General features: G+C 53.7%; 21 protein-coding genes. 16 read left to right on the forward strand and 5 right to left on the reverse strand.

Annotation, left to right across the window (positions count from 1 at the left end; genetic code table 11):
* The first annotated feature begins 124 nt into the window (after positions 1 to 124).
* Positions 125 to 1,561 (forward strand): multidrug resistance outer membrane protein MdtQ, encoded by a 1,437-nt coding sequence (gene mdtQ / locus OGV83_RS11995; RefSeq protein WP_286463645.1) that lies wholly within the window; start codon positions 125 to 127, stop codon positions 1,559 to 1,561.
* 48 nt (positions 1,562 to 1,609) lie between these two features.
* Here the strand turns inward: mdtQ and OGV83_RS12000 are convergent, their stop codons facing one another.
* Entirely contained in the window at positions 1,610 to 2,179 is a 570-nt protein-coding gene (locus OGV83_RS12000; RefSeq protein WP_049011492.1) for a DedA family protein, read from the reverse strand.
* Between the two features lie 163 nt (positions 2,180 to 2,342).
* On the opposite strand from OGV83_RS12000, the gene OGV83_RS12005 reads away from it, so the two are divergent.
* Positions 2,343 to 2,930, forward strand: a complete 588-nt coding sequence (locus OGV83_RS12005) for a Yip1 family protein (RefSeq protein ID WP_012131637.1) — start codon at positions 2,343 to 2,345, stop codon at positions 2,928 to 2,930.
* A gap of 230 nt (positions 2,931 to 3,160) precedes the next feature.
* Positions 3,161 to 4,096 (forward strand): D-alanyl-D-alanine endopeptidase, encoded by a 936-nt coding sequence (gene pbpG / locus OGV83_RS12010; protein WP_012131638.1) that lies wholly within the window; start codon positions 3,161 to 3,163, stop codon positions 4,094 to 4,096.
* 111 nt (positions 4,097 to 4,207) lie between these two features.
* On the opposite strand, the gene dld is transcribed toward pbpG, so the two are convergent.
* On the reverse strand, positions 4,208 to 5,938 hold the full coding sequence (dld, locus tag OGV83_RS12015) for a D-lactate dehydrogenase (RefSeq protein ID WP_024130181.1): 1,731 nt from the start codon (positions 5,936 to 5,938) through the stop codon (positions 4,208 to 4,210).
* A 251-nt stretch (positions 5,939 to 6,189) separates the two neighbouring features.
* On the opposite strand from dld, the gene bglX reads away from it, so the two are divergent.
* The 5 genes from bglX to OGV83_RS12040 all read left to right on the forward strand — a co-directional run bounded on the left by bglX (position 6,190) and on the right by OGV83_RS12040 (position 12,443).
* Positions 6,190 to 8,487 carry a beta-glucosidase BglX gene (gene bglX, locus OGV83_RS12020; RefSeq protein WP_047462528.1) on the forward strand — a complete coding sequence of 766 codons (2,298 nt, stop codon included), beginning with the start codon at positions 6,190 to 6,192 and terminating at the stop codon, positions 8,485 to 8,487.
* A gap of 201 nt (positions 8,488 to 8,688) precedes the next feature.
* The gene (gene osmF, locus OGV83_RS12025; protein ID WP_012131641.1) at positions 8,689 to 9,606 is read left to right on the forward strand and encodes a glycine betaine ABC transporter substrate-binding protein OsmF; all 918 of its coding nucleotides are present in this window, start codon (positions 8,689 to 8,691) and stop codon (positions 9,604 to 9,606) included.
* Between the two features lie 24 nt (positions 9,607 to 9,630).
* The gene (locus OGV83_RS12030) at positions 9,631 to 10,788 is read left to right on the forward strand and encodes an ABC transporter permease (RefSeq protein ID WP_110494898.1); all 1,158 of its coding nucleotides are present in this window, start codon (positions 9,631 to 9,633) and stop codon (positions 10,786 to 10,788) included.
* Positions 10,781 to 11,728 (forward strand): ABC transporter ATP-binding protein, encoded by a 948-nt coding sequence (locus OGV83_RS12035; RefSeq protein WP_110494897.1) that lies wholly within the window; start codon positions 10,781 to 10,783, stop codon positions 11,726 to 11,728. Before OGV83_RS12030 ends, OGV83_RS12035 begins: the two co-directional genes overlap by 8 nt.
* Positions 11,712 to 12,443 carry an ABC transporter permease gene (locus OGV83_RS12040; protein ID WP_049011719.1) on the forward strand — a complete coding sequence of 244 codons (732 nt, stop codon included), beginning with the start codon at positions 11,712 to 11,714 and terminating at the stop codon, positions 12,441 to 12,443. Before OGV83_RS12035 ends, OGV83_RS12040 begins: the two co-directional genes overlap by 17 nt.
* Here OGV83_RS12040 and OGV83_RS12045 read toward each other — a convergent pair.
* Both OGV83_RS12045 and mlrA read right to left on the reverse strand, forming a co-directional pair.
* Positions 12,424 to 12,531, reverse strand: coding sequence for a protein YohO (locus OGV83_RS12045; RefSeq protein ID WP_047462533.1), 108 nt, complete (start codon positions 12,529 to 12,531; stop codon positions 12,424 to 12,426). The genes OGV83_RS12040 and OGV83_RS12045 overlap by 20 nt on opposite strands.
* 109 nt (positions 12,532 to 12,640) lie before the next feature.
* A complete protein-coding gene (gene mlrA / locus OGV83_RS12050; RefSeq protein WP_012131645.1) occupies positions 12,641 to 13,372 on the reverse strand; it encodes an HTH-type transcriptional regulator MlrA in 732 nt (243 codons plus the stop codon).
* A 222-nt stretch (positions 13,373 to 13,594) separates the two neighbouring features.
* Here mlrA and OGV83_RS12055 point away from each other — a divergent pair, with 222 nt between their 5' ends.
* Genes OGV83_RS12055 through OGV83_RS12065 form a run of 3 tightly spaced genes read left to right on the forward strand, consistent with a single transcriptional unit; the run spans position 13,595 to position 16,513 of the window.
* Positions 13,595 to 15,280, forward strand: a complete 1,686-nt coding sequence (locus tag OGV83_RS12055; protein ID WP_012131646.1) for a sensor histidine kinase — start codon at positions 13,595 to 13,597, stop codon at positions 15,278 to 15,280.
* On the forward strand, positions 15,277 to 15,996 hold the full coding sequence (btsR, locus tag OGV83_RS12060; RefSeq protein WP_012131647.1) for a two-component system response regulator BtsR: 720 nt from the start codon (positions 15,277 to 15,279) through the stop codon (positions 15,994 to 15,996). The genes OGV83_RS12055 and btsR overlap by 4 nt, the downstream gene beginning before the upstream one ends.
* 46 nt (positions 15,997 to 16,042) lie before the next feature.
* Positions 16,043 to 16,513, forward strand: a complete 471-nt coding sequence (locus OGV83_RS12065; RefSeq protein WP_012131648.1) for a YehS family protein — start codon at positions 16,043 to 16,045, stop codon at positions 16,511 to 16,513.
* A 102-nt stretch (positions 16,514 to 16,615) separates the two neighbouring features.
* On the opposite strand, the gene metG is transcribed toward OGV83_RS12065, so the two are convergent.
* The gene (gene metG, locus OGV83_RS12070) at positions 16,616 to 18,649 is read right to left on the reverse strand and encodes a methionine--tRNA ligase (protein WP_012131649.1); all 2,034 of its coding nucleotides are present in this window, start codon (positions 18,647 to 18,649) and stop codon (positions 16,616 to 16,618) included.
* 165 nt (positions 18,650 to 18,814) lie between these two features.
* On the opposite strand from metG, the gene apbC reads away from it, so the two are divergent.
* The 5 genes from apbC to OGV83_RS12095 all read left to right on the forward strand — a co-directional run bounded on the left by apbC (position 18,815) and on the right by OGV83_RS12095 (position 24,532).
* Entirely contained in the window at positions 18,815 to 19,924 is a 1,110-nt protein-coding gene (apbC, locus tag OGV83_RS12075) for an iron-sulfur cluster carrier protein ApbC (protein ID WP_012131650.1), read from the forward strand.
* Between the two features lie 274 nt (positions 19,925 to 20,198).
* Entirely contained in the window at positions 20,199 to 20,480 is a 282-nt protein-coding gene (locus OGV83_RS12080; protein ID WP_049011722.1) for a DUF2574 family protein, read from the forward strand.
* Positions 20,481 to 20,758: 278 nt separating this feature from the next.
* On the forward strand, positions 20,759 to 21,304 hold the full coding sequence (locus OGV83_RS12085) for a fimbrial protein (protein ID WP_286463647.1): 546 nt from the start codon (positions 20,759 to 20,761) through the stop codon (positions 21,302 to 21,304).
* Positions 21,305 to 21,355: 51 nt separating this feature from the next.
* Positions 21,356 to 22,039 carry a fimbria/pilus periplasmic chaperone gene (locus OGV83_RS12090; RefSeq protein ID WP_130029052.1) on the forward strand — a complete coding sequence of 228 codons (684 nt, stop codon included), beginning with the start codon at positions 21,356 to 21,358 and terminating at the stop codon, positions 22,037 to 22,039.
* 12 nt (positions 22,040 to 22,051) lie between these two features.
* On the forward strand, positions 22,052 to 24,532 hold the full coding sequence (locus OGV83_RS12095) for a fimbrial biogenesis outer membrane usher protein (protein WP_286463649.1): 2,481 nt from the start codon (positions 22,052 to 22,054) through the stop codon (positions 24,530 to 24,532).
* The last annotated feature ends 15 nt before the right edge of the window (positions 24,533 to 24,547 follow it).

A 24,547-nucleotide genomic window follows, 5' to 3' on the forward strand; every position in this document is an offset into this window, starting at 1 on the left:
TTGCTTCAATTATAATTTTCTAATTATATTTTTCCTTTTCCAAAGATGTATTGCCACGCGTAACTAAAAAACAGGACGCAACACCACGTAATCTCTGCGCACCTTTTCTTACCAGAACGTCTCCATGAACCGCGATTCTCTCCTGGCCACAACGGTGTGCCTGTCTCTTTTTACGCTGCTGGCGGGTTGCGCGCCGATGCACGATACCCGCCAGTCGCTGACGCGACAAACGCCTGCTGCACAGGTTGATTCACCATTACCGACGGCAATAAAAAACGGTTGGCCGGACAGCCAGTGGTGGAAGGCGTACCACGATCCCCAGCTTGATGCCTTAATTAACAACGCATTACAGCATTCTCCTGATATGCAGGTGGCTGAACAGCGTATACAACTCGCCGAGGCGCAGGCGAAGGAGGTTGAAGCGCAGGATGGCCCCCGGCTGGATTTCTCTGCGGATGTTGAGCGCCAGAAAATGTCTGCGGAAGGGCTGATGGGGCCGTTTGCCATCACCGATCCGGCGGCGGGAACCACCGGGCCGTGGTACACCAACGGGACGTTCGGCTTAACCGCCGGTTGGGATCTGGATCTCTGGGGCAAGAACCGGGCTGAAGTCAGCGCGAGAATCGGCGTAGTGAAAGCGCGTGAAGCGGAACAGGCGCAAACCCGGCAACTGCTGGCAAGCGGTGTCGCGCGTTTATACTGGGAATGGCAGACGCAGGCGGCGCTTAAAGCGGTGCTGACGCAAATCGAACATGAACAGCAAAACGTCATTACGGTTGATCGCCAGCTGTATCAAAACGGTATTACCTCCTCGGTCGAAGGGGTGGAAACCGATATTGATGCCGGTAAAACGCAGCAGCAGCTAAATGATGTGGCCGGTAAAATGAAGATTATTGAGGCGCGTCTGAGTGCGCTGACCAATGCGCAATCGGCCTCGCTGACCCTGCATACGGTTGCTCTGCCAGTGACTGAAAGCCAGTTGCCCGCTCAGTTGAGCTATGAACTTCTGGCTCGCCGACCCGATTTACAGGCGGCGCACTGGTACATTGAGTCCTCTTTAGGCAGCGTTGACGCCGCAAAAGCGGCGTTTTATCCCGATATCAACCTGATGGCGTTTTTGCAACAGGACGCCCTGCACCTGAGCGATCTGTTTCGCCATTCCGCACAGCAGATGGGCGTCACCGCCGGGCTGACGCTGCCGATCTTTGACAGCGGCAGGCTGAACGCCAGTCTTGATATCGCGAAAGCGCAAAGTAATCTCTCTGTCGCGAATTACAACAAAGCGGTGGTGGATGCGGTGAATGATGTGGCGCGCGCCGCCAGTCAGGTTGAAACGATGGCTGAAAAAAATCAGCACCAACGGCAGATTGAGCATGACGCACAGCGGGTGGTTGGTCTGGCACAGGCGCGGTTTAATGCCGGAATTATTGCGGGCTCCCGCGTCAGCCAGGCGAAGATCCCGGCGCTGCGGGAACATTGCAACGGCCTGATTTTGCAAGGGCAATGGCTGGATGCGTCCATCCAGCTCACCAGCGCGCTGGGCGGCGGTTATCATCTTTGAGCGTTGTGCCGGATGGCGCTTTAATGCCGGCCAAATAAGCCTGAAGCGCTACGGCGCATCAGGCTTATTGCGCCGTTTTAACCACCAGCGAGCGCCAAAAACCAGCCCAACCACCAGCGCCAGCCAAATCACATGCTTTATATGCTGGTCGAAACTGTGCAGCCACGGCGCGATCACCTCGCCGCCAATATAGCCCAGGGTGGTAAACAGCAAAGCCCAGATCATCGCCCCCAGAATATTCAGCGGCAGAAAGATTTTAGGCGGCAGGTGGCTGGCGCCAATCAATAGCGGCCCAATAATGCGAAAGCCGTACATAAATCGGGAACCGATCACAAACAGGTACGGGCGACGCTGGATCATTTTCTGCGCCAGATGAATTTTGGCGCGGTGTCGGGAAAAGCGCCGCAAAATTTTGCCGCCATAGCGACGACCCAACAAATAGAGCACCTGATCGCCAATCATGCCGCCGAGTGCGACAGAGAGCACCACCAGAGGGAATTTAAGCAATCCCTGATGGGCTGCCACGCCGCCTAACAGGGTGATGGTCTCGCCTTCCGCCATACTGCCAATAATCAGCGCGGCGTAACCGTAATGCGTGATAAGACTGTTGATATCCATACGTGAAAACGACCTCCCGCCTTTAGCATACACCCTATCAATGTTTATGGCCGGAAAAGGCGCGACGTTAGCGCATCGGTTTTTATGCGCTGTACATAAAATAATCGAAAGCTGAATTATACTTGAAGTGTTGAGATCCAGAGCTGACAAGCAGGGGGGCGGTATGAACCATGTCTGGGGGCTATTTTCCCATCCCGATCGTGAAATGCGCGTGATCAAAAGCGAAAACGAAACGGTGTCGCATCACTATACCCACCATGTGCTGCTGATGGCGGCGATCCCGGTGATTTGCGCCTTTATCGGCACCACGCAAATTGGCTGGAATTTTGGTGATGGCAATGTGCTGCGCTTGTCTCTGTTTACGGGGCTGGCGTTCGCGGTTCTGTTTTACGGCATGATGCTGGCCGGGGTTGCCGTGATGGGGCGGGTCATCTGGTGGATGGCGCGCAACTACCCGCAACGGCCTTCCCTGGGACACTGTATGGTCTTTGCCGGGTATGTCGCAACGCCGCTGTTTTTAAGTGGTCTGGTGGCGCTTTATCCGCTGGTGTGGCTCTGTGCGTTAGTCGGTACTGTCGCACTGTTTTATACCGGCTATCTGCTGTATCTCGGCATCCCGACATTCCTGAACATCAGTAAAGAGGAAGGTCTGAGCTTTTCCAGTTCGACGCTGGCTATCGGCGTGCTGGTACTGGAAGTGCTGCTGGCGATGACGGTGATCCTGTGGGGATATGGATACCGGTTATTCTGAGGTATGAAAAGAATTCGGGTCGCAGGAGGGCGGTAAATGGACAACCGCAGCGCGCCTGCGGCCCGAAACAGGGAAGAGACGGGTGTAAAAGCCAGCATGCAGCATTTCGTGACGATTCTCTTATGGCGACAACGCTGTCGGGTCGCTATGATGCCGGAGCTAGCTTGAGTAAAATCCTGGCTCAGGCGGTGTACGTTCTACGTGCGTGAATCATTATCAGAAATCTCATCATGCTGAAATTCCGAGTTTCATTATTTAGCCTTGCCCTGATGCTGGCTGTCCCTTTTGCGCCACACGCTGTGGCGAAAACCGCGGCTGCCGCCGTAGCGTCTCAACCGGAAATTGCTTCTGGAAGCGCGATGATTGTTGATCTGAACACCAACAAAGTGATCTATTCGAACCACCCGGATCTTGTGCGTCCGATTGCGTCGATCACCAAATTAATGACGGCGATGGTGGTGCTTGATGCGCGACTGCCGCTGGATGAAAAACTGAAAGTCGATATCAGCCAGACGCCGGAAATGAAAGGCGTTTACTCACGCGTGCGTCTGAACAGTGAAATCAGCCGTAAAAATATGTTGCTGCTGGCGCTGATGTCTTCGGAAAACCGGGCGGCGGCAAGCCTGGCGCATCATTATCCGGGTGGCTATAACGCTTTTATTAAAGCGATGAATGCTAAAGCCAAAGCGTTGGGCATGACCCACACCCGTTTTGTGGAGCCGACGGGACTGTCGATTCATAACGTATCGACCGCCCGTGACCTGACGAAACTGCTGATTGCCAGCAAGCAGTACCCGCTGATTGGTCAGTTAAGCACCACGCGTGAGGATATGGCGACCTTTGCAAACCCGGCATACACCTTGCCGTTTCGCAATACGAATCACCTGGTGTACCGCGATAACTGGAATATTCAGTTGACCAAGACCGGGTTTACCAACGCTGCGGGTCATTGCCTGGTGATGCGCACGATGATCAACAACAAACCGGTGGCGTTAGTGGTGATGGATGCCTTTGGCAAATATACCCATTTTGCCGATGCCAGCCGTTTACGCACCTGGATTGAAACCGGCAAAGCGATGCCCGTTCCGGCCGCCGCGTTGAGTTATAAAAAGCAGAAAGCTGCGCAGATGGCCGCAGCAGGCGAGCAGACCGCGCAAAACGATTGAGTTTGTTGATATGTGCCTGAATCCGGCCTACAGTTTGTAGGCCGGATAAGGCGCTTGCGCCGCCATCCGGCACGATATTTAAAACAGCTCCATCGCTGTAAATACGAGAAATCAATGCGTCTCGTCGGACGCCGCTTCTTTCCAGAATTTCAGCTTACTTGTTTTACCAATACCCGGATTCATGCTGTTGGTGGGGTCATTTTCACGATAAAAACGCGCCAGCGTCTCCGGCGCTTTGTACAAATGACCAACGTTATGCTCTGCCGGATATTGCGCGCCGCGCTGGCGCAGCAGTTCCAGCATTTGCTCTTTCAGCGCATGGGCATCGACGCCTTTCTTCACGATGTAATCCTGATGGAAGACATAGCACATGAAATGACCGTAATAGAGTTTATGCACCAGCTGGCTGTCAATTTCCGGCGGCAGATGCTCATACCATTCGGTGTCGTTACGCCGTAAGGCGATATCCAGTGCGAGAATATCCTCCACCTCATCGGCATGCACCGCCTGATAACGGATCGCCGCGCCTGCCGCGGCAAAACGGTGCAGGAACGCTTTGCTGCCTTCCTCCGGGGTACAGGCAAAGAAATCGCCCTCGGCGGTTTTGAAAAACTCGGTCAGCCAGCTTTGCGCTTCCGCCACTCCGTCTCCCGCCATTTTTAACAGCAGATGATGCTCATATTTGTCGCGCCAGCTTTTCATGCGCGGCGGCAGATGGTTAGGGAATAAATGGCCGAACTTCTGCATCGCGCGGTCGGTGAAATGCGGACGGAAGATTTTTACCTTTTCCAGCATCGCGTCGGTACGGCCTTTGAGCGTAAAGAAGAACGGCATTTTGTCGGTGCCGAGCTTGTCGATCATCAGGAACGTATCTTTGCCATATTTCTCCGCGATGTCGTAAATATCGCGGTGCATATATTCACCGGCAACCGGCAGGTTGTCGAACTTCGCCAGGATATGACGACGAATCTCGGTCAGCACATCGGGCTGATTGGTGCCGATATAAAAGACCTGCTGGTTTTTTTCCGCCTCGAAAGTGTCCAGCCGCACGGCGAACACCGCCAGCTTACCCGCGCAGCCGGAGGATTCGAACAGGCGATCCGGGTCAGCGTTATAGCGGGCAGGGGTATCGGCCTCAATGTCCCTGACGCGAGTCACGTAATCGTAATCGTGGGCGTGGCGGCCATCGTGGCGCACATCTTCATCTTTGATGCGTTCATCATCGAGTGTGCTGAGGATCTGTTCCGGGGTCTGGCCCAGTTCGATGCCCAGATGGTTCACCAGCTGTAATTTGCCCTGCTCATCAATGCGCGCGAACAGAGACATTTCGGTATACGCCGGGCCACGTTGTACCAGCGACCCGCCGGAGTTATTGCAGATGCCGCCAATAACTGACGCGCCGATACAGGAGGAACCGATAACCGAGTGCGGTTCGCGACCAAAAGGTTTAAGCGCTTTTTCCAGTGAGTACAGCGTGGTTCCTGGGTATGCCAGCACCTGTTCGCCTTTACTGAGGACGTGCAGCTTGTCGAGGCGTAGCGTGCTGATGATGACAATTTCGCGATCGTAATCGTTGCCGTTCGGCGTGGAACCTTCAGTCAGGCCGGTATTGGCGGCCTGCATCAGAATGATTTTATCGGCGTTTACGCAGGCGTTCAGTACGCGCCACAATTCCAGCAGCGAGCCGGGGAAGACCACGGCCAGCGCTTCGCCCTGACCAGAACGGAACCCCTTGCGGTAGCGGGCGGTTTTTGCAGGATCGGTGAGCAGGTGCGAATGACCCACCAGACGGGTGAGCTCGTTAAGAAAGGCTTTATTATCTGTCGTTGTAATGGAAGACATTCTCCACTCCTTGTGGTGGGACAAACTATCGGAACTAAGCATAGCGCTTTGTATGACAATACGCTTTCTCATGCAACTTGTCTCGGTGCAGGCTTAGCGTATTCCTGATCCTCCTCCCTGCGCAGGGGACGTTAAAAAAATCAGAGAATAACCTTAGCTTTCTTCTCCTCTCCCGATTAGGCTTATGGCAAACTGCGGTTTTTGTTATATTTTTGCTGCCACGTCGGGCTAAAGAAAAAGAGAGAATCAAGATGAAATGGCTATGTTCTGTAGGTGTTGCGGTAAGCCTTGCGTTGCAGCCAGCGCTGGCGGAAGCGTTGTCTGGCAACCATCCGCTGACGCCTGAAGCTCGGGATGCGTTTGTCACTGAATTGCTCACGAAAATGACCGTCGATGAAAAAATCGGTCAGCTGCGTTTGATAAGCGTTGGGCCCGACAACCCGAAAGAAGCCATCCGGGAGATGATCAAAAACGGGCAGGTCGGGGCGATTTTTAACACCGTCACCCGCCAGGATATCCGAAAAATGCAGGATCAGGTGATGGAACTGAGCCGCCTGAAAATCCCTCTCTTTTTCGCCTATGACGTGCTGCACGGGCAGCGTACCGTTTTCCCTATCAGCCTTGGCCTGGCCTCCTCGTTTAATCTGGAGGCGGTAAAAACCGTGGGTCGCGTCTCGGCGTATGAGGCGGCTGACGATGGCCTGAACATGACCTGGGCGCCGATGGTGGATGTGTCCCGCGATCCGCGCTGGGGACGCGCATCGGAAGGCTTTGGTGAAGATACGTATCTGACGGCGATCATGGGCAAAACGATGGTCGAGGCGATGCAGGGCAAAAGCCCGGCGGATCGCTATTCGGTGATGACCAGCGTGAAACATTTCGCCGCCTATGGCGCGGTTGAGGGCGGGAAGGAATACAACACCGTCGATATGAGCCCGCAGCGCCTGTTCAACGACTATATGCCGCCGTATAAAGCCGGGCTGGACGCGGGCAGCGGCGCGGTGATGGTGGCGCTCAACTCACTGAACGGCACGCCTGCGACGTCAGATTCATGGCTGTTGAAAGAGGTGCTGCGCGACGAGTGGGGCTTTAAAGGCATCACCGTTTCCGATCACGGCGCGATCAAAGAGCTGATTAAACACGGCACGGCATCCGACCCGGAAGACGCGGTGCGCGTGGCGCTCAAGTCCGGCATCAACATGAGTATGAGCGATGAGTATTACAGCAAATACCTGCCGGGGCTGGTCAAATCAGGCAAAGTAACGATGGCGGAACTGGACGATGCCGCGCGCCATGTGCTGAACGTGAAATATGACATGGGGTTGTTTAACGATCCGTACAGCCACCTGGGCGCAAAAGAGTCCGATCCGCAGGACACGAACGCTGAGAGCCGCCTGCATCGCAAAGACGCGCGCGACGTTGCGCGCGAAAGTCTGGTGCTGCTGAAGAACCGTCTGGAAACGCTGCCGTTGAATAAATCCGGCACCATTGCGGTGGTGGGGCCGCTGGCCGACAGTCAGCGTGATGTGATGGGAAGCTGGTCTGCCGCTGGCGTCGCCAGCCAGTCCGTTACGGTGCTGACGGGGATTAAAAACGCGCTGGGCGACAAAGGCAAAGTGATATACGCCAAAGGGGCGAATGTCACTAATGACAAAGGCATTGTTGATTTCCTCAATCAGTATGAGGAGGCGGTGAAAGTAGACCCTCGTTCGCCAGAAGCGATGATTGACGAGGCCGTTAATGCCGCGAAACAGTCCGATGTGGTTGTGGCCGTTGTCGGGGAAGCGCAGGGTATGGCGCATGAGGCTTCCAGCCGCACCGACATTCAGATCCCGCAAAGCCAGCGCGATCTGATCGCGGCGTTGAAGGCGACGGGTAAACCGTTGGTGCTGGTGCTGATGAACGGTCGTCCGCTGGCGCTGGTGAAAGAAGATCAGCAGGCTGACGCCATTCTGGAAACCTGGTTTGCCGGTACGGAAGGCGGTAACGCCATTGCTGACGTTCTGTTCGGCGACTATAACCCGTCGGGTAAACTGCCGATGTCCTTCCCGCGCTCTGTCGGGCAGATCCCGGTTTACTACAGCCATCTCAACACCGGTCGTCCGTATAACGCCGACAAGCCGAACAAGTACACCTCCCGCTACTTTGACGAGGCGAATGGCCCGCTGTATCCGTTTGGTTATGGTCTGAGCTACACCACGTTTACCGTTTCCGATGTGACGCTCTCTGCGCCCACCATGAAGCGCGATGGCGCGGTAACGGCCAGCGTGCGGGTGACGAATACCGGCAAGCGCGAGGGGGCGACGGTAATCCAGATGTATTTGCAGGATGTCACGGCATCGATGAGTCGTCCGGTAAAACAGCTGAAAGGCTTTGAGAAGGTAACGCTGAAGCCGGGAGAAACGCAGACCGTTAGCTTCCCGATTGATATTGAGGCGCTGAAATTCTGGAACCAGCGTATGAAGTATGACGCGGAGCCCGGCAAGTTTAACGTCTTTATTGGCGTCGATTCCGCCCGTGTGAAGCAGGGCGAGTTTGAACTGCTGTAGCCACGCGCCATACCTGTCAGCTCCGTAGGCCGGATAAGACGCGTTAGCGTCGCCATCCGGCACCGGTGCGCCTGATTGCCGGATGGCGCTTGCGCTTATCCGGCCTGTGAATTGCCCCTGCCTTTTGTCGCTCTGCTATTTTTCAACTATGCTTTTTCCTCAAGTCTCTGAAAAGGGATGTAAAAGAATGAGGAAAGCAGCATGACAATTTCAAAAACAGGGGCGGGGGCGCTGCTGCTGTTAGCGGCGGTCAGCCTGCCGTTGCAGGCCGCATCACCCGTAACGGTCGGATCAAAAATCGATACGGAAGGCGCCTTGCTTGGCAACCTGATTTTACAGGTGCTGGAAAGCCACGGCGTTAAAACGGTGAATAAAGTGCAACTGGGTACAACCCCGGTAGTACGCGGCGCGATTACCTCTGGCGAGCTGGATATTTACCCGGAATATACCGGAAACGGCGCATTCTTCTTTAAAGACGAAAACGATCCGGCATGGAAAAACGCACAGGCGGGGTTTGAAAAAGTCAAAAAACTGGATGCTGAGCAGAACAAGCTGGTCTGGTTAACGCCAGCGCCTGCAAACAATACCTGGACGATTGCGGTACGCCAGGATGTTGCGGAAAAGAATAAACTGGTTTCGCTTGCGGATCTCGGACGCTATCTGAAAGAGGGCGGAACGTTCAAACTGGCCGCCTCCGCCGAGTTTATCGAACGCGCCGATGCGCTGCCTGCCTTTGAAAAAGCCTACGATTTTAAACTGAATCAGAACCAGTTGCTGTCGCTGGCTGGCGGCGATACGGCGGTGACCATTAAAGCGGCCGCCCAGCAAACGTCCGGCGTAAACGCGGCAATGGCCTATGGCACCGACGGCCCGGTTGCGGCGCTGGGGCTGCAAACACTGAGCGATCCGCAAGGCGTCCAGCCTATCTATGCGCCTGCTCCGGTGGTTCGTGAGTCGGTGCTAAAAGAATATCCGCAGATGGCGGAATGGTTGCAGCCGGTCTTTGCCAGCCTGGATGAAAAAACGTTGCAACAGTTGAATGCCAGTATCGCCGTTGAAGGGCTGGATGCGAAAAAAGTCGCGGCAGATTACCTGAAGCAAAAAGGCTGGGTGAAGTAACACATTTTGTATCAGGTCAGTAAGGTGTCAAAAGTCAGTCTTAACCGTGTGTTGCTGCTGTTGGTGATCCTGACGGGGGTTGCCGCCGCGCTGCCTTTCGTTAACTACGCCCCCAATCGCCTGGTGTCAGGGGCGGGGCGTCAGATCTGGGATATCTGGCCGGGTTCGGTTTCTCTGCTGGCGGGCGCCGGGTGCGCATTGCTGGTGTTGTGCTTTGTCCCTGGGAAAAAGGGCAGCGTGCTGACGCTTGTGCTGGCGCAGGCGCTGGTGATCGCCATGCTCTGGAGCGTGGGGAAAGCGGCAACGCATCTGGCGCAGGCCGGCAGCCCGCTGGCGCGCACAAGCCTGGGGAGCGGCCTGTGGCTGGGTCTTGGGCTCACCCTGCTGGCCTGTAGCGATGCCATTCGCCGTATCACCACCCAACCGCTCTGGCGCTGGCTTCTGCATGCGCAAATTGCGCTCTTACCGCTGGCGCTGCTGCTCACCGGCGCATTCAACGATCTCTCTTTACTCAAAGAGTACGCGAACCGGCAGGATATTTTTGATAATGCGCTGGTTCAGCACCTGACGCTGCTGGCGGGAACCGTGTTGCCCGCGTTGCTGATTGGCGTACCGCTGGGCATCTGGTGCTCGTTTGCAACGGCGCGGCAGGGGCCGGTCTTTGCCGTTCTGAATGTTATCCAGACCATCCCTTCCGTTGCGCTGTTTGGCCTGCTGATTGCCCCGCTTGCCGGGCTGGTGAAGGCGTGGCCCTGGCTGGGAACGCTTGGCGTGGCGGGAACCGGGTTAACGCCCGCCCTGATTGCGCTGGTGCTCTATGCGTTACTGCCGCTGGTGCGCGGCGTGGTTGCCGGGCTTAACCAGGTGCCGCGAGACGTGCTGGAAAGCGCGCGGGCGATGGGGATGAGCGCTTCTCAACGCTTTATCCATGTACAACTGCCGCTGGCGTTGCCGGTTTTTTTACGCAGCCTGCGCGTGGTCATGGTGCAAACGGTGGGGATGGCGGTCATCGCCGCCCTGATTGGGGCGGGAGGGTTTGGCGCCCTGGTCTTTCAGGGACTGCTCAGCAGCGCCGTTGATCTGGTTCTGCTGGGGGTGATCCCGGTCATTGCGCTGGCCGTGCTGATCGACGCGCTGTTTGATTTATGGATCGCACTCCTGAAGGTAACGAATGATGATTGAATTTAGCCATGTCAGCAAAACCTTCGGTGCGCAGAAGGCCGTCAACGACCTCAATCTGCATTTTCGCGAAGGCAGCTTTTCGGTGCTGATTGGCACATCGGGGTCGGGAAAATCCACCACGCTGAAGATGATTAACCGCCTGGTGGAGCATGACAGCGGGGTGATCCGTTTTGCCGGGGAAGAGATCCGCAGCTTGCCGGTGCTGGAACTGCGTCGTCGCATGGGGTACGCCATCCAGTCGATCGGCCTTTTCCCGCACTGGACGGTGGCGCAAAACATTGCCACCGTACCGCAACTGCAAAAGTGGTCGCGCTCGCGTATTGATGACCGCACGGAAGAACTGATGGCGCTGCTGGGGCTGGATGTAAATTTGCGTCACCGTTATCCGCACCAGCTCTCTGGCGGGCAACAGCAGCGCGTTGGGGTGGCCCGCGCGCTGGCTGCCGATCCGCAGGTATTGCTGATGGATGAGCCGTTTGGCGCGCTGGACCCGGTAACGCGCGGGGCGCTTCAGCAGGAGATGACCCGTATTCACCGGCTGCTTGGCCGCACCATCGTGCTGGTGACGCACGATATCGACGAGGCGCTGCGTCTGGCGGAGCATCTGGTGCTGATGGATGGCGGCGAAGTGGTACAGCAGGGCACGCCGCTGGAAATGCTGACCGCGCCGGCGAATGATTTTGTGCAGGCGTTTTTTGGGCGCAGCGAACTGGGCGTGCGGCTGCTGTCGCTGCGCAGCGTGGGGGATTATGTGCGTCGTCATGAGCAAGTGGGCGGTGACGCGCTGGCGGAAGAGATGACGCTGCGCGATGCGCTGTCTGTCTTTGTGGCGCGAGGGTGCGACGTATTGCCGGTGGTGGATCAGCAGGGCGCTCCCTGCGGGACGCTCCATTTTCGCGATCTGCTTTCGGAGGCGCTGCCCGGTGAAACGACTGTCTGATCCGCTGCTCTGGCTTATTGTCGCTTTTCTGGCGCTGCTTGCGGGGCTGCCGTACAGCCAGGCGGTGTTTGGCGCGCTGTTTCCGCAGCTGCCACGACCGGTTTACCAGCAAGAAAGCTTTATGGCGCTGGCGCTGGCCCATTTCTGGCTGGTGGGCGTATCAAGCCTGATTGCTGTGGCGGTTGGCGTCGGGGCGGGGATTGCGGTCACCCGCTCATGGGGGGCAGAGTTTCGCCCGCTGGTGGAAACCATCGCCGCCGTCGGGCAGACCTTTCCGCCGGTCGCGGTGCTGGCGATAGCCGTTCCGGTGATGGGGTTTGGTCAGGAGCCAGCCATTATCGCGCTGATCCTCTACGGGGTTTTGCCGATATTGCAGGCCACGCTCGCCGGGCTGGGGGCGATTCCCGCCAGCGTCATGAGCGTGGCGCGCGGGATGGGAATGAGCCGGGGACAGCAGTTGTGGAAAGTCGAACTGCCGCTGGCCGCGCCGGTGATTCTGGCGGGGATTCGCACCTCGGTAATCATCAATATTGGGACTGCGACGATCGCCTCGACGGTGGGCGCCAGCACGCTCGGCACGCCGATTATCATCGGGCTGAGCGGCTTTAACACCGCCTATGTGATTCAGGGGGCTTTACTGGTCGCGCTGGCGGCGATCATTGTCGATCGCCTGTTCGAGCGTCTGGTGCTGCGCCTTAACCGGCACGTAAAATAAACGTATAGCCAGCGAGCATCACGCCGCCGATACCGCCGATAGCCATCAGCAGGAAGAGGGTAATCACACCGATTTTAGCTGCGCGCATTGTGCACTCCTTATGTTAACAAAAGGATTGTACCGTAAAGCACGTTTGTTAATGAATCATTAAATGCGCAGAATGTCTGATCACGCATTGATGCTGCCATCCGGTAAGGCTACAGGCCCAGCGGGTAAATATCGTGCCCCTGCGCGCGCCAGGCATTGAGTTGCTGCTGCTGCGCGGGCGTCTGCGTCTCGCCGCACCAGATAAGCAGCGTCCTGCCGTCAAACAGCTCCGGGCGAAGCTGGTTCAGCGAGTGAGCCAGCACATCGACGCGCCATCCTTGCTGGCTGGCGACCCAGCCTTCCAGCCACAGCCGGGTGGTATCGTGAATATTCCAGCCGACCACCAGCGCGTCTTTCCCCTGTTTTTTGCGCGCGGAGGCAAGACAAATCGCAATGTAATTGATCAAGATGCCGTCAAGGATGCCGAGCAACGCCTGGAGAGTGGGTTGCTGGCACTGTAAGCGTCGTCGCAGAGGAGTAAACAGGTGCGTGGTGAGCGTCTGGGCGGGGTAATCCTGCCCACGTTCTTTAATCCATAGCCTGAGGCTATGCAGATTGTTGCTTTGCAAATAGTGCAGCAGCGTCTCCTGCTGTTCGCGCCAGCCGTTTTGCACATCGATGTTATCGTTGCTGAGCAGCACCTTGACCTTACTGACCTGCACGCCGTTATCAATCCAGCGTTTAATCTCCCGAATCCTGTCGATATCGGCGTCATTAAACAGGCGGTGCCCCCCGTCTGTTCGCTGGGGCTTTAATAATCCGTAACGCCTCTGCCACGCGCGTAACGTGACAGGGTTGATATCACAAAGCAAAGCCACTTCACCTATTGTGTAAAGCGCCATCGTTTCACCCTTGCTCGCGAGGTCCCAGTTTTACTTTAGACGCTCTTTTACGAACCAGGTAGTTTTGTCTGTTTTTTAATCAGTGTGCGGGTGAGATTGTGGCCTGACGTGCGCTTTTGAGTGATCGTTCTCACGAATTCATGTTTTTTTGCAACAGTTCAAAGAAAGATAAGCGCAGCCAATGTATGTTACGCGTTTTTAAGAGATGTGTGGTTTGCGGGTATGTACGAGTTTAATCTGGTGTTGCTGCTGCTTCAGCAGATGTGCGTGTTTCTGGTCATTGCGTGGTTAATGAGTAAAACACGTTTATTCATCCCGTTAATGCAGGTTACCGTTCGCCTGCCGCATAAATTTCTCTGTTATATCGTCTTCTCTATTTTCTGCATTATGGGCACCTGGTTTGGGTTGCACATCGAAGATTCCATTGCCAATACCCGTGCGATTGGCGCCGTGATGGGCGGCTTGCTGGGCGGGCCTGTGGTCGGCGGCCTGGTTGGACTCACCGGCGGTTTACACCGTTATTCGATGGGCGGGATGACGGCGCTGAGCTGCATGATCTCCACCATTGTCGAAGGGTTGTTAGGCGGCCTGGTGCATAGCGTGCTGATCCGTCGCGGGCGCACCGATAAAGTCTTCAGCCCGTTAACGGCCGGGGCGATTACCTTCGTCGCTGAACTGGTGCAAATGCTGATCATTTTGTTGATCGCCCGACCTTTTGAAGATGCGTTGCATCTGGTAAGCAGTATTGCCGCGCCCATGATGGTGACTAACACCGTTGGGGCGGCGCTGTTTATGCGCATTTTGCTCGACAAACGCGCGATGTTTGAAAAATACACCTCGGCGTTTTCCGCCACCGCGCTGAAAGTGGCGGCCTCCACGGAGGGTATCCTTCGTCAGGGCTTTAACGAAGTGAACAGCATGAAGGTGGCCCAGGTGTTGTATCAGGAACTGGACATCGGCGCAGTGGCGATCACCGATCGCGATAAACTGCTGGCGTTTACCGGCATTGGCGACGATCACCACCTGCCGGGGAAACCTATTTCATCAAGCTACACGCTGAAAGCGATTGAGACCGGCGAAGTGGTGTATGCCGATGGTAACGAAGTGCCTTACCGCTGCTCGTTGCATCCGCAGTGCAAATTAGGCTCAACGCTGGTGATTCCGCTGCGCGGCGAAAACCAACGCGTGATGGGCACCATCAAACTGTATGAAGCCAAAAACCGGCTCTTTAGCTCCATCAACCGAACGCTGGGCGAGGGGATTGCGCAACTGCTGTCGGCGCAGATTCTGGCCGGGCAGTATGAACGCCAGAAAGCGCTGCTCACACAGTCGGAAATTAAACTTTTGCATGCGCAGGTGAATCCTCATTTCCTGTTTAACGCGCTTAACACCATTAAAGCGGTGGTACGCCGCGACAGCGAACAGGCCAGCCAACTGGTGCAGTATCTCTCGACCTTCTTTCGCAAGAACTTAAAGCGCCCCTCGGAGATTGTGACCCTTGCCGATGAAATTGAGCATGTGAATGCCTATTTGCAAATTGAGAAGGCGCGCTTCCAGGCGCGGTTGCAGGTGAATTTAAACGTGCCGGAGGAACTTTCGCACCAGCAACTGCCCGCGTTCACTCTGCAACCGATTGTGGAAAACGCCATTAAGCACGGCACGTCGCAACTGCTCGGCACCGGTGAAGTCTCCATTACGGCCAGACAGGACGGGCAGCACCTGATGCTGGACATTGAGGATAACGCCGGGTTGTACCAGCCCACGACCAATGCCAGCGGCCTGGGGATGAACCTGGTGGATAAACGGCTGCGCGAACGCTTTGGCGATGATTACGGCATCAACGTGGCCTGCGAACCCGATCTCTTTACCCGGATAACCTTACGACTTCCCCTGGAGGAAAACGCATGATTAAAGTGCTGATTGTGGATGATGAGCCGTTAGCGCGGGAAAATCTGCGGATTCTGTTACAGGAACAAAGTGATATTGAGATTGTGGGTGAGTGCTCGAATGCGGTAGAGGCGATTGGCGCGGTGCATAAGCTGCACCCGGACGTGCTGTTTCTCGACATCCAGATGCCGCGCATCAGCGGGCTGGAAATGGTCGGGATGCTCGATCCAGAACATCGGCCGTACATTGTTTTTCTGACCGCTTTTGACGAATACGCCATTAAAGCGTTTGAAGAGCACGCTTTTGACTATCTGCTTAAGCCCATTGAAGAGAAGCGGCTGGAGAAAACGTTGGCGCGTCTGCGACAGGAACGAAACATGCAGGACGTTTCGGTGTTGCCGGAAAATCAACAAGCGTTGAAATTCATTCCCTGCACCGGGCACAGCCGTATTTATCTGTTGCAAATGGATGACGTGGCGTTTGTCAGCAGCCGGATGAGCGGCGTGTACGTAACCAGCAGCGAGGGGAAGGAAGGGTTTACCGAATTGACACTGCGAACGCTGGAGAGCCGCACACCGTTATTGCGCTGCCATCGTCAGTATCTGGTGAATATGGCGCAGTTGCAGGAAATTCGTCTGGAGGATAATGGTCAGGCCGAGCTGATTTTGCGCAACGGTTTAACGGTTCCTGTCAGCCGTCGCTACCTGAAAAGTTTAAAAGAGGCGATTGGGCTGTAAAAGACTGCTAAAATGATTTTTTGCCTCATTAACACCCGAAGGCCCCATGCTGAGTAACGATATTCTGCGTAGCGTGCGCTACATCCTGAAAGCAAACAATAACGATCTGGTGCGCATTCTGGCGCTGGGTAATGCCGAAGCCACTGCGGAACAGATTGCTGTCTGGTTGCGTAAAGAAGAGGAAGAGGGCTTTCAACGTTGCCCGGATATCATCCTCTCTGCTTTCCTGAATGGGCTGATTTACGAAAAGCGTGGTAAAGATGAGTCCGCGCCAGCGCTGGAGCCGGAGCGCCGCGTTAACAATAATATTGTGCTGAAAAAGCTGCGTATCGCGTTCTCGCTGAAAACCGACGATATTCTTGCGATTCTGACGGAGCAAAAATTCCGCGTCTCGATGCCGGAAATCACGGCGATGATGCGCGCCCCGGAGCATAAAAATTTCCGCGAGTGCGGCGATCAGTTCTTGCGTTATTTCCTGCGCGGGCTGGCGGCGCGTCAGCACGAGAAGAAAGCATAATAAGATAAGCGGTAGGCCGGATAAGGTGTTTGCACCGTCATCCGGCGTGATTCGCTGGCGTACTGGAATAAAAAAGCCGGAGAATGTCTCCGGCTTTTTTGTTTATTTCACCTGCTGGCCTGGCTTCGCACCGTCATCCGGGCTTAACAGGAAGATATCTTTCCCGCCAGGACCGGCGGCCATCACCATCCCTTCAGAGATGCCGAAGCGCATTTTACGCGGGGCCAGGTTGGCGACCATCACCGTATGGCGACCAATCAGCGCCTGCGGGTCAGGGTACGCGGAACGGATGCCGGAGAAGACGTTGCGCTTTTCGCCGCCCAGATCCAGCGTCAGACGCAGCAGTTTGTCGGAACCCTCAACGAACTCAGCGTTTTCAATCAGCGCCACGCGCAGATCGACCTTAGCGAAATCGTCAAAGGTAATGGTTTCCTGAATCGGGTCGTCTGCCAGCGGGCCGGTAACTGGCGCCGCCGCCGCTTTCACCTCTTCTTTCGAGGCTTCAACCAGCGCATCGACCTGTTTCATGTCGATGCGGTTATACAGCGCTTTGAAGGCGTTAACCTTGTGGCCCAGCAGCGGTTGCGCGATTGCATCCCAGCTCAGCTCGGTGTTCAGGAACGCTTCCACACGTTCGCTCAGCGTTGGCAGAACCGGCTTCAGGTACGTCATCAGCACGCGGAACAGGTTGATGCCCATCGAGCAGATCGCCTGCAGGTCGGCATCGCGGCCTTCCTGTTTCGCGACAACCCACGGCGCCTGTTCATCAACATAGCGGTTAGCCATGTCCGCCAGCGCCATAATTTCACGGATCGCTTTACCGAATTCGCGGCTTTCCCACGCTTCGCCGATGACCGCTGCTGCGTCGGTGAAGGTTTTGTACAGCGCGGGATCGGCCAGTTCAGCAGCCAGTACGCCATCGAAACGCTTGTTGATAAAGCCCGCGTTACGGGAAGCCAGGTTGACGACTTTGTTGACGATATCCGCGTTGACGCGCTGCACGAAGTCTTCCAGATTCAGGTCGATGTCATCGATGCGGGAAGAGAGCTTCGCCGTGTAGTAATAGCGCAGGCTGTCGGCGTCAAAATGGTTCAGCCAGGTGCTGGCCTTAATAAAGGTGCCGCGCGATTTAGACATCTTCGCGCCATTCACCGTTACATAGCCGTGAACGAACAGGTTGGTCGGTTTGCGGAAACCGCTGCCTTCCAGCATGGCCGGCCAGAACAGGCTGTGGAAGTAGACGATATCCTTGCCGATGAAATGGTACAGCTCGGCGTCAGAATCTTTCTTCCAGTAGTCGTCAAAGCTGGTCAGATCGCCGCGCTTGTTGCACAGATTCTTGAATGAACCCATGTAGCCGATCGGCGCATCCAGCCAGACGTAGAAAAATTTGCCCGGCGCATTCGGGATTTCAAAACCGAAGTATGGCGCGTCACGGGAGATATCCCACTGTTGCAGGCCGGATTCAAACCACTCCTGCATTTTGTTCGCCACCTGCTCCTGCAACGCGCCGCTGCGGGTCCACGCCTGCAACATTTCGCTGAAAGAGGGCAGGTCAAAGAAGAAGTGCTCAGAGTCGCGCATCACCGGCGTAGCGCCGGAAACCACGGATTTCGGCTCGATAAGCTCGGTCGGGCTATAGGTCGCGCCGCACACTTCGCAGTTATCGCCGTACTGGTCTGGAGACTTACATTTCGGGCAGGTGCCTTTTACAAAACGATCCGGCAGGAACATGCCTTTTTCTGGATCGTAGAGCTGAGAGATGGTGCGGTTCTTAATGAAACCGTTCTCTTTCAGGCGGGTGTAAATCAGCTCGGACAGCTCGCGGTTCTCTTCGCTGTGCGTTGAGTGGTAGTTGTCATAGCTGATGTTAAAGCCTGCGAAATCAGTCTGATGCTCCTGACTCATTTCACCAATCATCTGCTCTGGCGTAATACCCAACTGCTGTGCTTTCAGCATGATAGGGGTGCCGTGTGCGTCGTCCGCGCAGATGAAGTTGACCTGGTGGCCGCGCATTCGCTGGTAACGGACCCAGACATCAGCCTGGATGTGCTCCAGCATATGGCCGAGGTGGATGGAGCCGTTGGCGTACGGCAGCGCGCACGTTACCAGAATTTTCTTCGCGACTTGAGTCATAGTAGGTATTACTTCTTCTCTAGTAAAAGGGGGTTCTGATGTTACCTGAAAGGGAATAACTACGCCAAGTGATAAGGGCATTAATCCATAAATGAATAATTATTACCGCAGGAGTAAACTAGAAAGTTACAATTGTACTTTTCATAACGATAAAAAGGAGTCGGGATGAACGCACAATCCCAGGCTAAATCACCAGAGACCCTGCGCGCGATGGTCGCCGGGACGCTGGCGAATTTTCAGCACCCAACCCTGAAGCATAACCTGACGACGTTGAAAGCGTTGCACCATGTCGCCTGGCTGGATGACACGCTGCACGTTGAGCTGGTCATGCCGTTTGTCTGGCACAGCGCGTTTGAGGTGTTAAAAGAGCAATGCAGCGCCGATTTACTGCGGATTACGGGCGCGAAAGCCATTGACTGGAAGCTGTCGCATAACATCGCGACGCTGAAGCGCGTTAAAAATCAGCCTGGCATTAACGGCGTGAAGAACATTATCGCCGTCAGTTCCGGTAAAGGCGGCGTGGGAAAATCGTCTACCGCTGTTAACCTGGCGTTAGCGCTGGCGGCGGAAGGGGCGAAAGTCGGTATTCTGGATGCCGATATCTACGGCCCGTCTATCCCGACCATGTTGGGGGCTGAGAATCAGCGCCCAACTTCGCCGGACGGCACCCATATGGCGCCGATTATGTCTCACGGTCTGGCGACCAACTCCATCGGTTATCTGGTGACGGATGACAATGCGATGGTATGGCGCGGCCCGATGGCCAGCAAAGCGCTGATGCAGATGTTGCAGGAAACGTTGTGGCCGGATCTGGATTACCTGGTACTGGATATGCCGCCGGGAACCGGTGACATTCAATTGACGTTGGCGCAGAACATTCCGGTTACAGGCGCGGTTGTCGTTACCACGCCGCAGGACATCGCGCTTATTGACGCCAAAAAAGGCATTGTGATGTTCGAGAAGGTCGAAGTACCGGTGCTCGGGATTGTTGAAAACATGAGTATGCATATCTGTAGCAACTGCGGTCACCATGAGCCAATTTTTGGCACCGGCGGCGCACAGAAACTGGCCGAGCAGTACCGTACTCAACTGCTGGGGCAGATGCCGTTGCATATCAGCCTGCGTGAAGATCTCGATCGCGGAACGCCGACGGTAATCAGCCGTCCCGACAGTGAGTTTACCGCGATATACCGCGAGCTGGCAGGGCGCGTTGCGGCGCAACTGTACTGGCAGGGTGAGGTTATTCCCGGAGAAATAGCTTTCCGCGCGGTTTAATTTCGCCTGAACCGTCAGGATGACGGTTATTCACCGCATCAGAAATATATTGATGCGGTGAATATATTAATGAAATAATCATCACGCTATTATTTATTTTCCCTTCATTAATTGGGCGCTTTTCTTAAAAAATCGCCAAATACATCATTTGAATTGATCATAGCTATCTTATTAATTTATTATCTCGATTGGTCTTACAATGAACCGGCGAGCATAATTTCCCATGAAGATAAACTGTGCTGTGCTCTCTTTTACGACAGGATTAACGCTAAACATGAAGAATCCTTTGCTGATGGGAATTATAGTTCTGGCTTATGGAATGAGTTCTCCTGTTTTTGCTTCTGATACCGCGACGCTCACGATTAGCGGAAGCGTCACGACCCCCACCTGTCACGCTGATGTTGTGGATACTCAGTTGCAACAGCGTTGCGGTAATAACACCTATCTGACAAACGCAGGAGAAACGGCCTCAATGCCGGTCAGAGGCGTTGTAACGGAAGTTATCACCCTGCCAGGAAGCACCGCTCGCCAGATAGTCCTAAACCGCTACGACTAAAATAACGTGAATACGAGAAAGCCCACATCATTCGCATGAATGGTGTGGGCTTTTCTATTTATATTTTGAATGTATTTAATGATAAATCACGATTATTAATAAATTCTAAAAATGATAATTAGTACAACTTATTTGTTGTAATTATATTGCATTCTGTAAATTGTTTTAAATCAACAAAACAACACGTTTACATTGCGATAACGTTTTGTGTGTGCGAATTTAGTTTCAAGAGTTAATCCCTCTTAACAAATAGAAATTCATTTATTAAGGAAGATACTATGAAACGTTCAATTATTGCTGCCTCCGTATTGTCTGCTATTTTTATGAGTGCCGGGGTTTTTGCGGCGGATTCTGGTGAATTAACAATTCAGGGTGAAGTTACAGGTACGTCATGCCAGTTTGTTGACGGGCATACAAGTGCAACCATCGAGTTAGCCAGTATTCCTGATACCTTCTTCGATAACGTGAATATTGGGCAGGATGTAACATATGGTGAAGGCCGCGCAGCAGCGCCGCTGGAAATCAAATGTGGGGATGGCGCTACGAATGTTAGGGTCTTTATCTCCGGCGATGAGGTGGATAACAACGGTGTTATTATCCCTGGTGTTAATGATGGGTATGTTACAGGGGTCGGTTTTAAATTATTTCATAATAATAACTCTATTGCGAAGTCAGGTAGTGTTGGTATTCCATTAAGTGAGTTTCCAACATCGGCGGATGGGGCTTATAAACTTGACCTTGCAGCACGTTATGCTAAAAGAACAAACTCGATAACCTCAGGTGTGGTTAATGCAAAAGTGATTCTTAAAGTTGTTCAGGAATAATATCTTGCCGGCAGCACTCTGCTGCCGGTTGCTAATTTTAAGGGATAATGGATGAAAGGATTTTACGCATTAATTATATCATCAATCATTATGCCTGCTCATGCGGGAATTGTGATCTACGGTACTCGCATTATCTACCCGGCAGAGAAAAAAGAAGTGCTGGTACAGTTAATGAACCAGGGGGGACGTTCTTCACTGGTGCAGTCGTGGATTGATGATGGCGACACGTCGCTACCGCCGGAGAAAATCCAGGTGCCGTTTCTGCTTACGCCACCGGTTGCAAAGGTAGCCAGTGATTCCGGCCAGCAGTTAAAGATTAAAGCTATGCCGAATATGTTACCCGGCAATAAAGAGAGTCTTTTTTTCCTGAATGTGCTGGATATTCCACCGAATAATCCAGAAAGCGCCGGAAAGAATGTGCTTAAGTTTGCTATGCAAAACCGTATTAAGCTGTTTTATCGACCAAAAGGTATTGCTCCCGTTAATAAAAGTACTTTTCAGAAACTGGCGATTAAACGGAGCGGTAAAACGTTTACGATCAGAAATGATGCCGCCAACTGGATCACCGTAAGTGAGGTGAAAGCCAGTAATGTCAAAATAAATAATGAAAGCATCATGGTCGCTCCCTTATCCAGTCAGGACGTACCATTAAAAAATGTTAACGCCAGCCAATATAGTCTGACCATTATTGATGATTACGGTAATTATATCAGCGATCGTGTAAGCGTAAAATGACAGGAGTCGGTTATGTTAAGGATGACCCCGCTTGCTTCGGCGATATTACTGTTGCTGCCCGGAATGAATGCTTATGCGGCAGAAGAAACCTTTGACACCCATTTTATGATGGGGGGAATGAAAGGCGAGAAAGTGTCTGACTTCCGTCTGGATGATAGCCAACCGTTACCCGGGCAATATGACATCGATATTTATGTCAACCAGCAATGGCGGGGAAAATATGAGGTTATAGTTAAAGATAACCCAGATGATACCTGCCTGTCTCGTGAGATATTCACTCGCTTAGGCATTAATACAGAAGCATTGAATAATGCGGGGGAGTGCTTATTGTTGAAACAGGCGGTGCAAGGCGGGAGCTACGCGTGGGATATCGGTACGTTTCGTCTGAACCTCAGCGTGCCGCAGGCATACGTGGAAGAACTGGAGCAGGGATATGTGCCGCCAGAAAACTGGGATCGCGGGATTAATGCTTTTTATACGTCATATTATGCCAGCCAGTATTACAGTGATTATAAAGAGTCCGGCAACAGTAAAAGCACCTATGTCCGTTTTAACAGCGGGCTAAATTTGCTGGGGTGGCAATTGCATTCGGATGCCAGTTACAGCAAATCTGACGATAACCGTGGAGAGTGGAAAAGCAATACGCTCTTTCTTGAGCGGGGAATCCCGCAGATTCTGGGTACGCTGCGCGCCGGGGATATGTATACCTCATCAGATATTTTTGATTCTGTGCGTTTTAGCGGCGTACGTCTGTATCGGGATATGCAGATGTTACCGAACTCGAAGCAAAACTTTACGCCGCTGGTACAGGGGATTGCACAAAGTAATGCGTTGGTCACCATTGAGCAGAACGGTTTTGTGGTCTATCAGAAAGAGGTGCCGCCAGGGCCATTTTCTATCGCTGATTTACAGCTTGCGGGAGGCGGTGCGGATCTTGATGTGAGCGTGAAAGAGGCCGATGGCTCAGTCACTACCTACCTCGTACCGTATGCCGCTGTCCCTAACATGCTGCAACCCGGCGTTTCGAAGTATGACTTTGCCGCCGGGCGAAGCCACATTGAGGGAGCGAGTCATCAAACGGATTTTGCGCAAATCAGCTATCAGTATGGCCTGAATAATTTGCTGACGCTTTATGGCGGCACAATGCTGGCGGATGATTATAATGCTTTTACGCTCGGTACAGGATGGAATACCCGTATTGGCGCAATTTCCGTGGATGCGACGAAGTCTCATAGCAAACAGGATAATGGCGATGTTTTTGACGGTCAGAGCTATCAGATTGCCTATAACAAATATTTGACGCAAACGGCGACCCGCTTTGGTCTGGCGGCATACCGCTACTCGTCACGCGAGTACCGTACTTTTAACGATCATGTCTGGGCCAATAATAAAAATAACTACCGTCGCGATGAGAATGATGTCTATGACATTACTGATTACTACCAGAATGATTTTGGGCGTAAAAACAGTTTTTCCGCTAACGTCAGCCAGACCTTGCCAGAAGGATGGGGATCGTTTTCCTTAAGTACGCTATGGCGTGATTATTGGGGACGCAGTGGTAACAGTAAAGATTATCAACTGAGCTATTCCAGCCAGTGGCAGCGCATCAGCTATACGTTTTCTGCCAGCCAGACATATGATGAAGATCATCATGAAGACAAGCGTTTTAATATCTTTATTTCGATTCCATTTGACTGGGGAGATGATATTACCTCGCCGCGTCGGTCTTTATATGTGTCTAACTCAACCACCTTTGATGATGATGGCTTTGCCTCCAACAATACCGGATTGTCTGGTACGACGGGCGCTCGCGATCAGTTTACTTATGGCGTGAACCTTAGCCATCAGCGACAGAACAGCGAGACCACCGCGGGGACAAACCTGACGTGGAATGCGCCTGTGGCGACATTAAACGGCAGTTACAGTCAGTCGTCTAAATATACGCAAAGTAGCGGCAGTATTTCGGGAGGCGTGGTGGCCTGGTCCGGCGGTGTGAACCTGGCGAATCGTCTTTCGGAGACGTTTGCGATAATGCAGGCGCCGGGATTAGAAGGCGCTTATGCGAATGGACAGAAATACCGCACTACTAACCGTAATGGCGTGGTGATCTATGACAGCCTGACGCCATACCGTGAAAACCACCTGATGCTGGATGTTTCACAAAGTAATAGTGAAACGGAATTACGTGGCAATCGGAAAATTACCGCGCCATACCGTGGGGCAGTGGTACTGACAACGTTTGACACCGACCAACGAAAGCCGTGGTTTATTCGGGCGCAACGTCCCGACGGCTCGCCGCTAATCTTTGGCTACGAGGTCGAGGATACGCACGGGCATAATATTGGCGTGGTCGGCCAGGGAAGTCAGCTCTTTATTCGCACCAATGAGATTCCGCCAGAAGTTAGTGTGGCGGTCGATAAACAACAGGGACTTTCATGTTCAATCACCTTCGATAAAGAGATTGATGAAAGTAAAGTTTATATTTGTCGGTGATTCTTAGGCGGCGTT

The sequence above is a fragment of the Citrobacter sp. CK189 genome, assembly GCF_030333505.1.
In the GTDB taxonomy this organism is placed as follows: Bacteria; Pseudomonadota; Gammaproteobacteria; order Enterobacterales; family Enterobacteriaceae; genus Citrobacter_B; species Citrobacter_B koseri.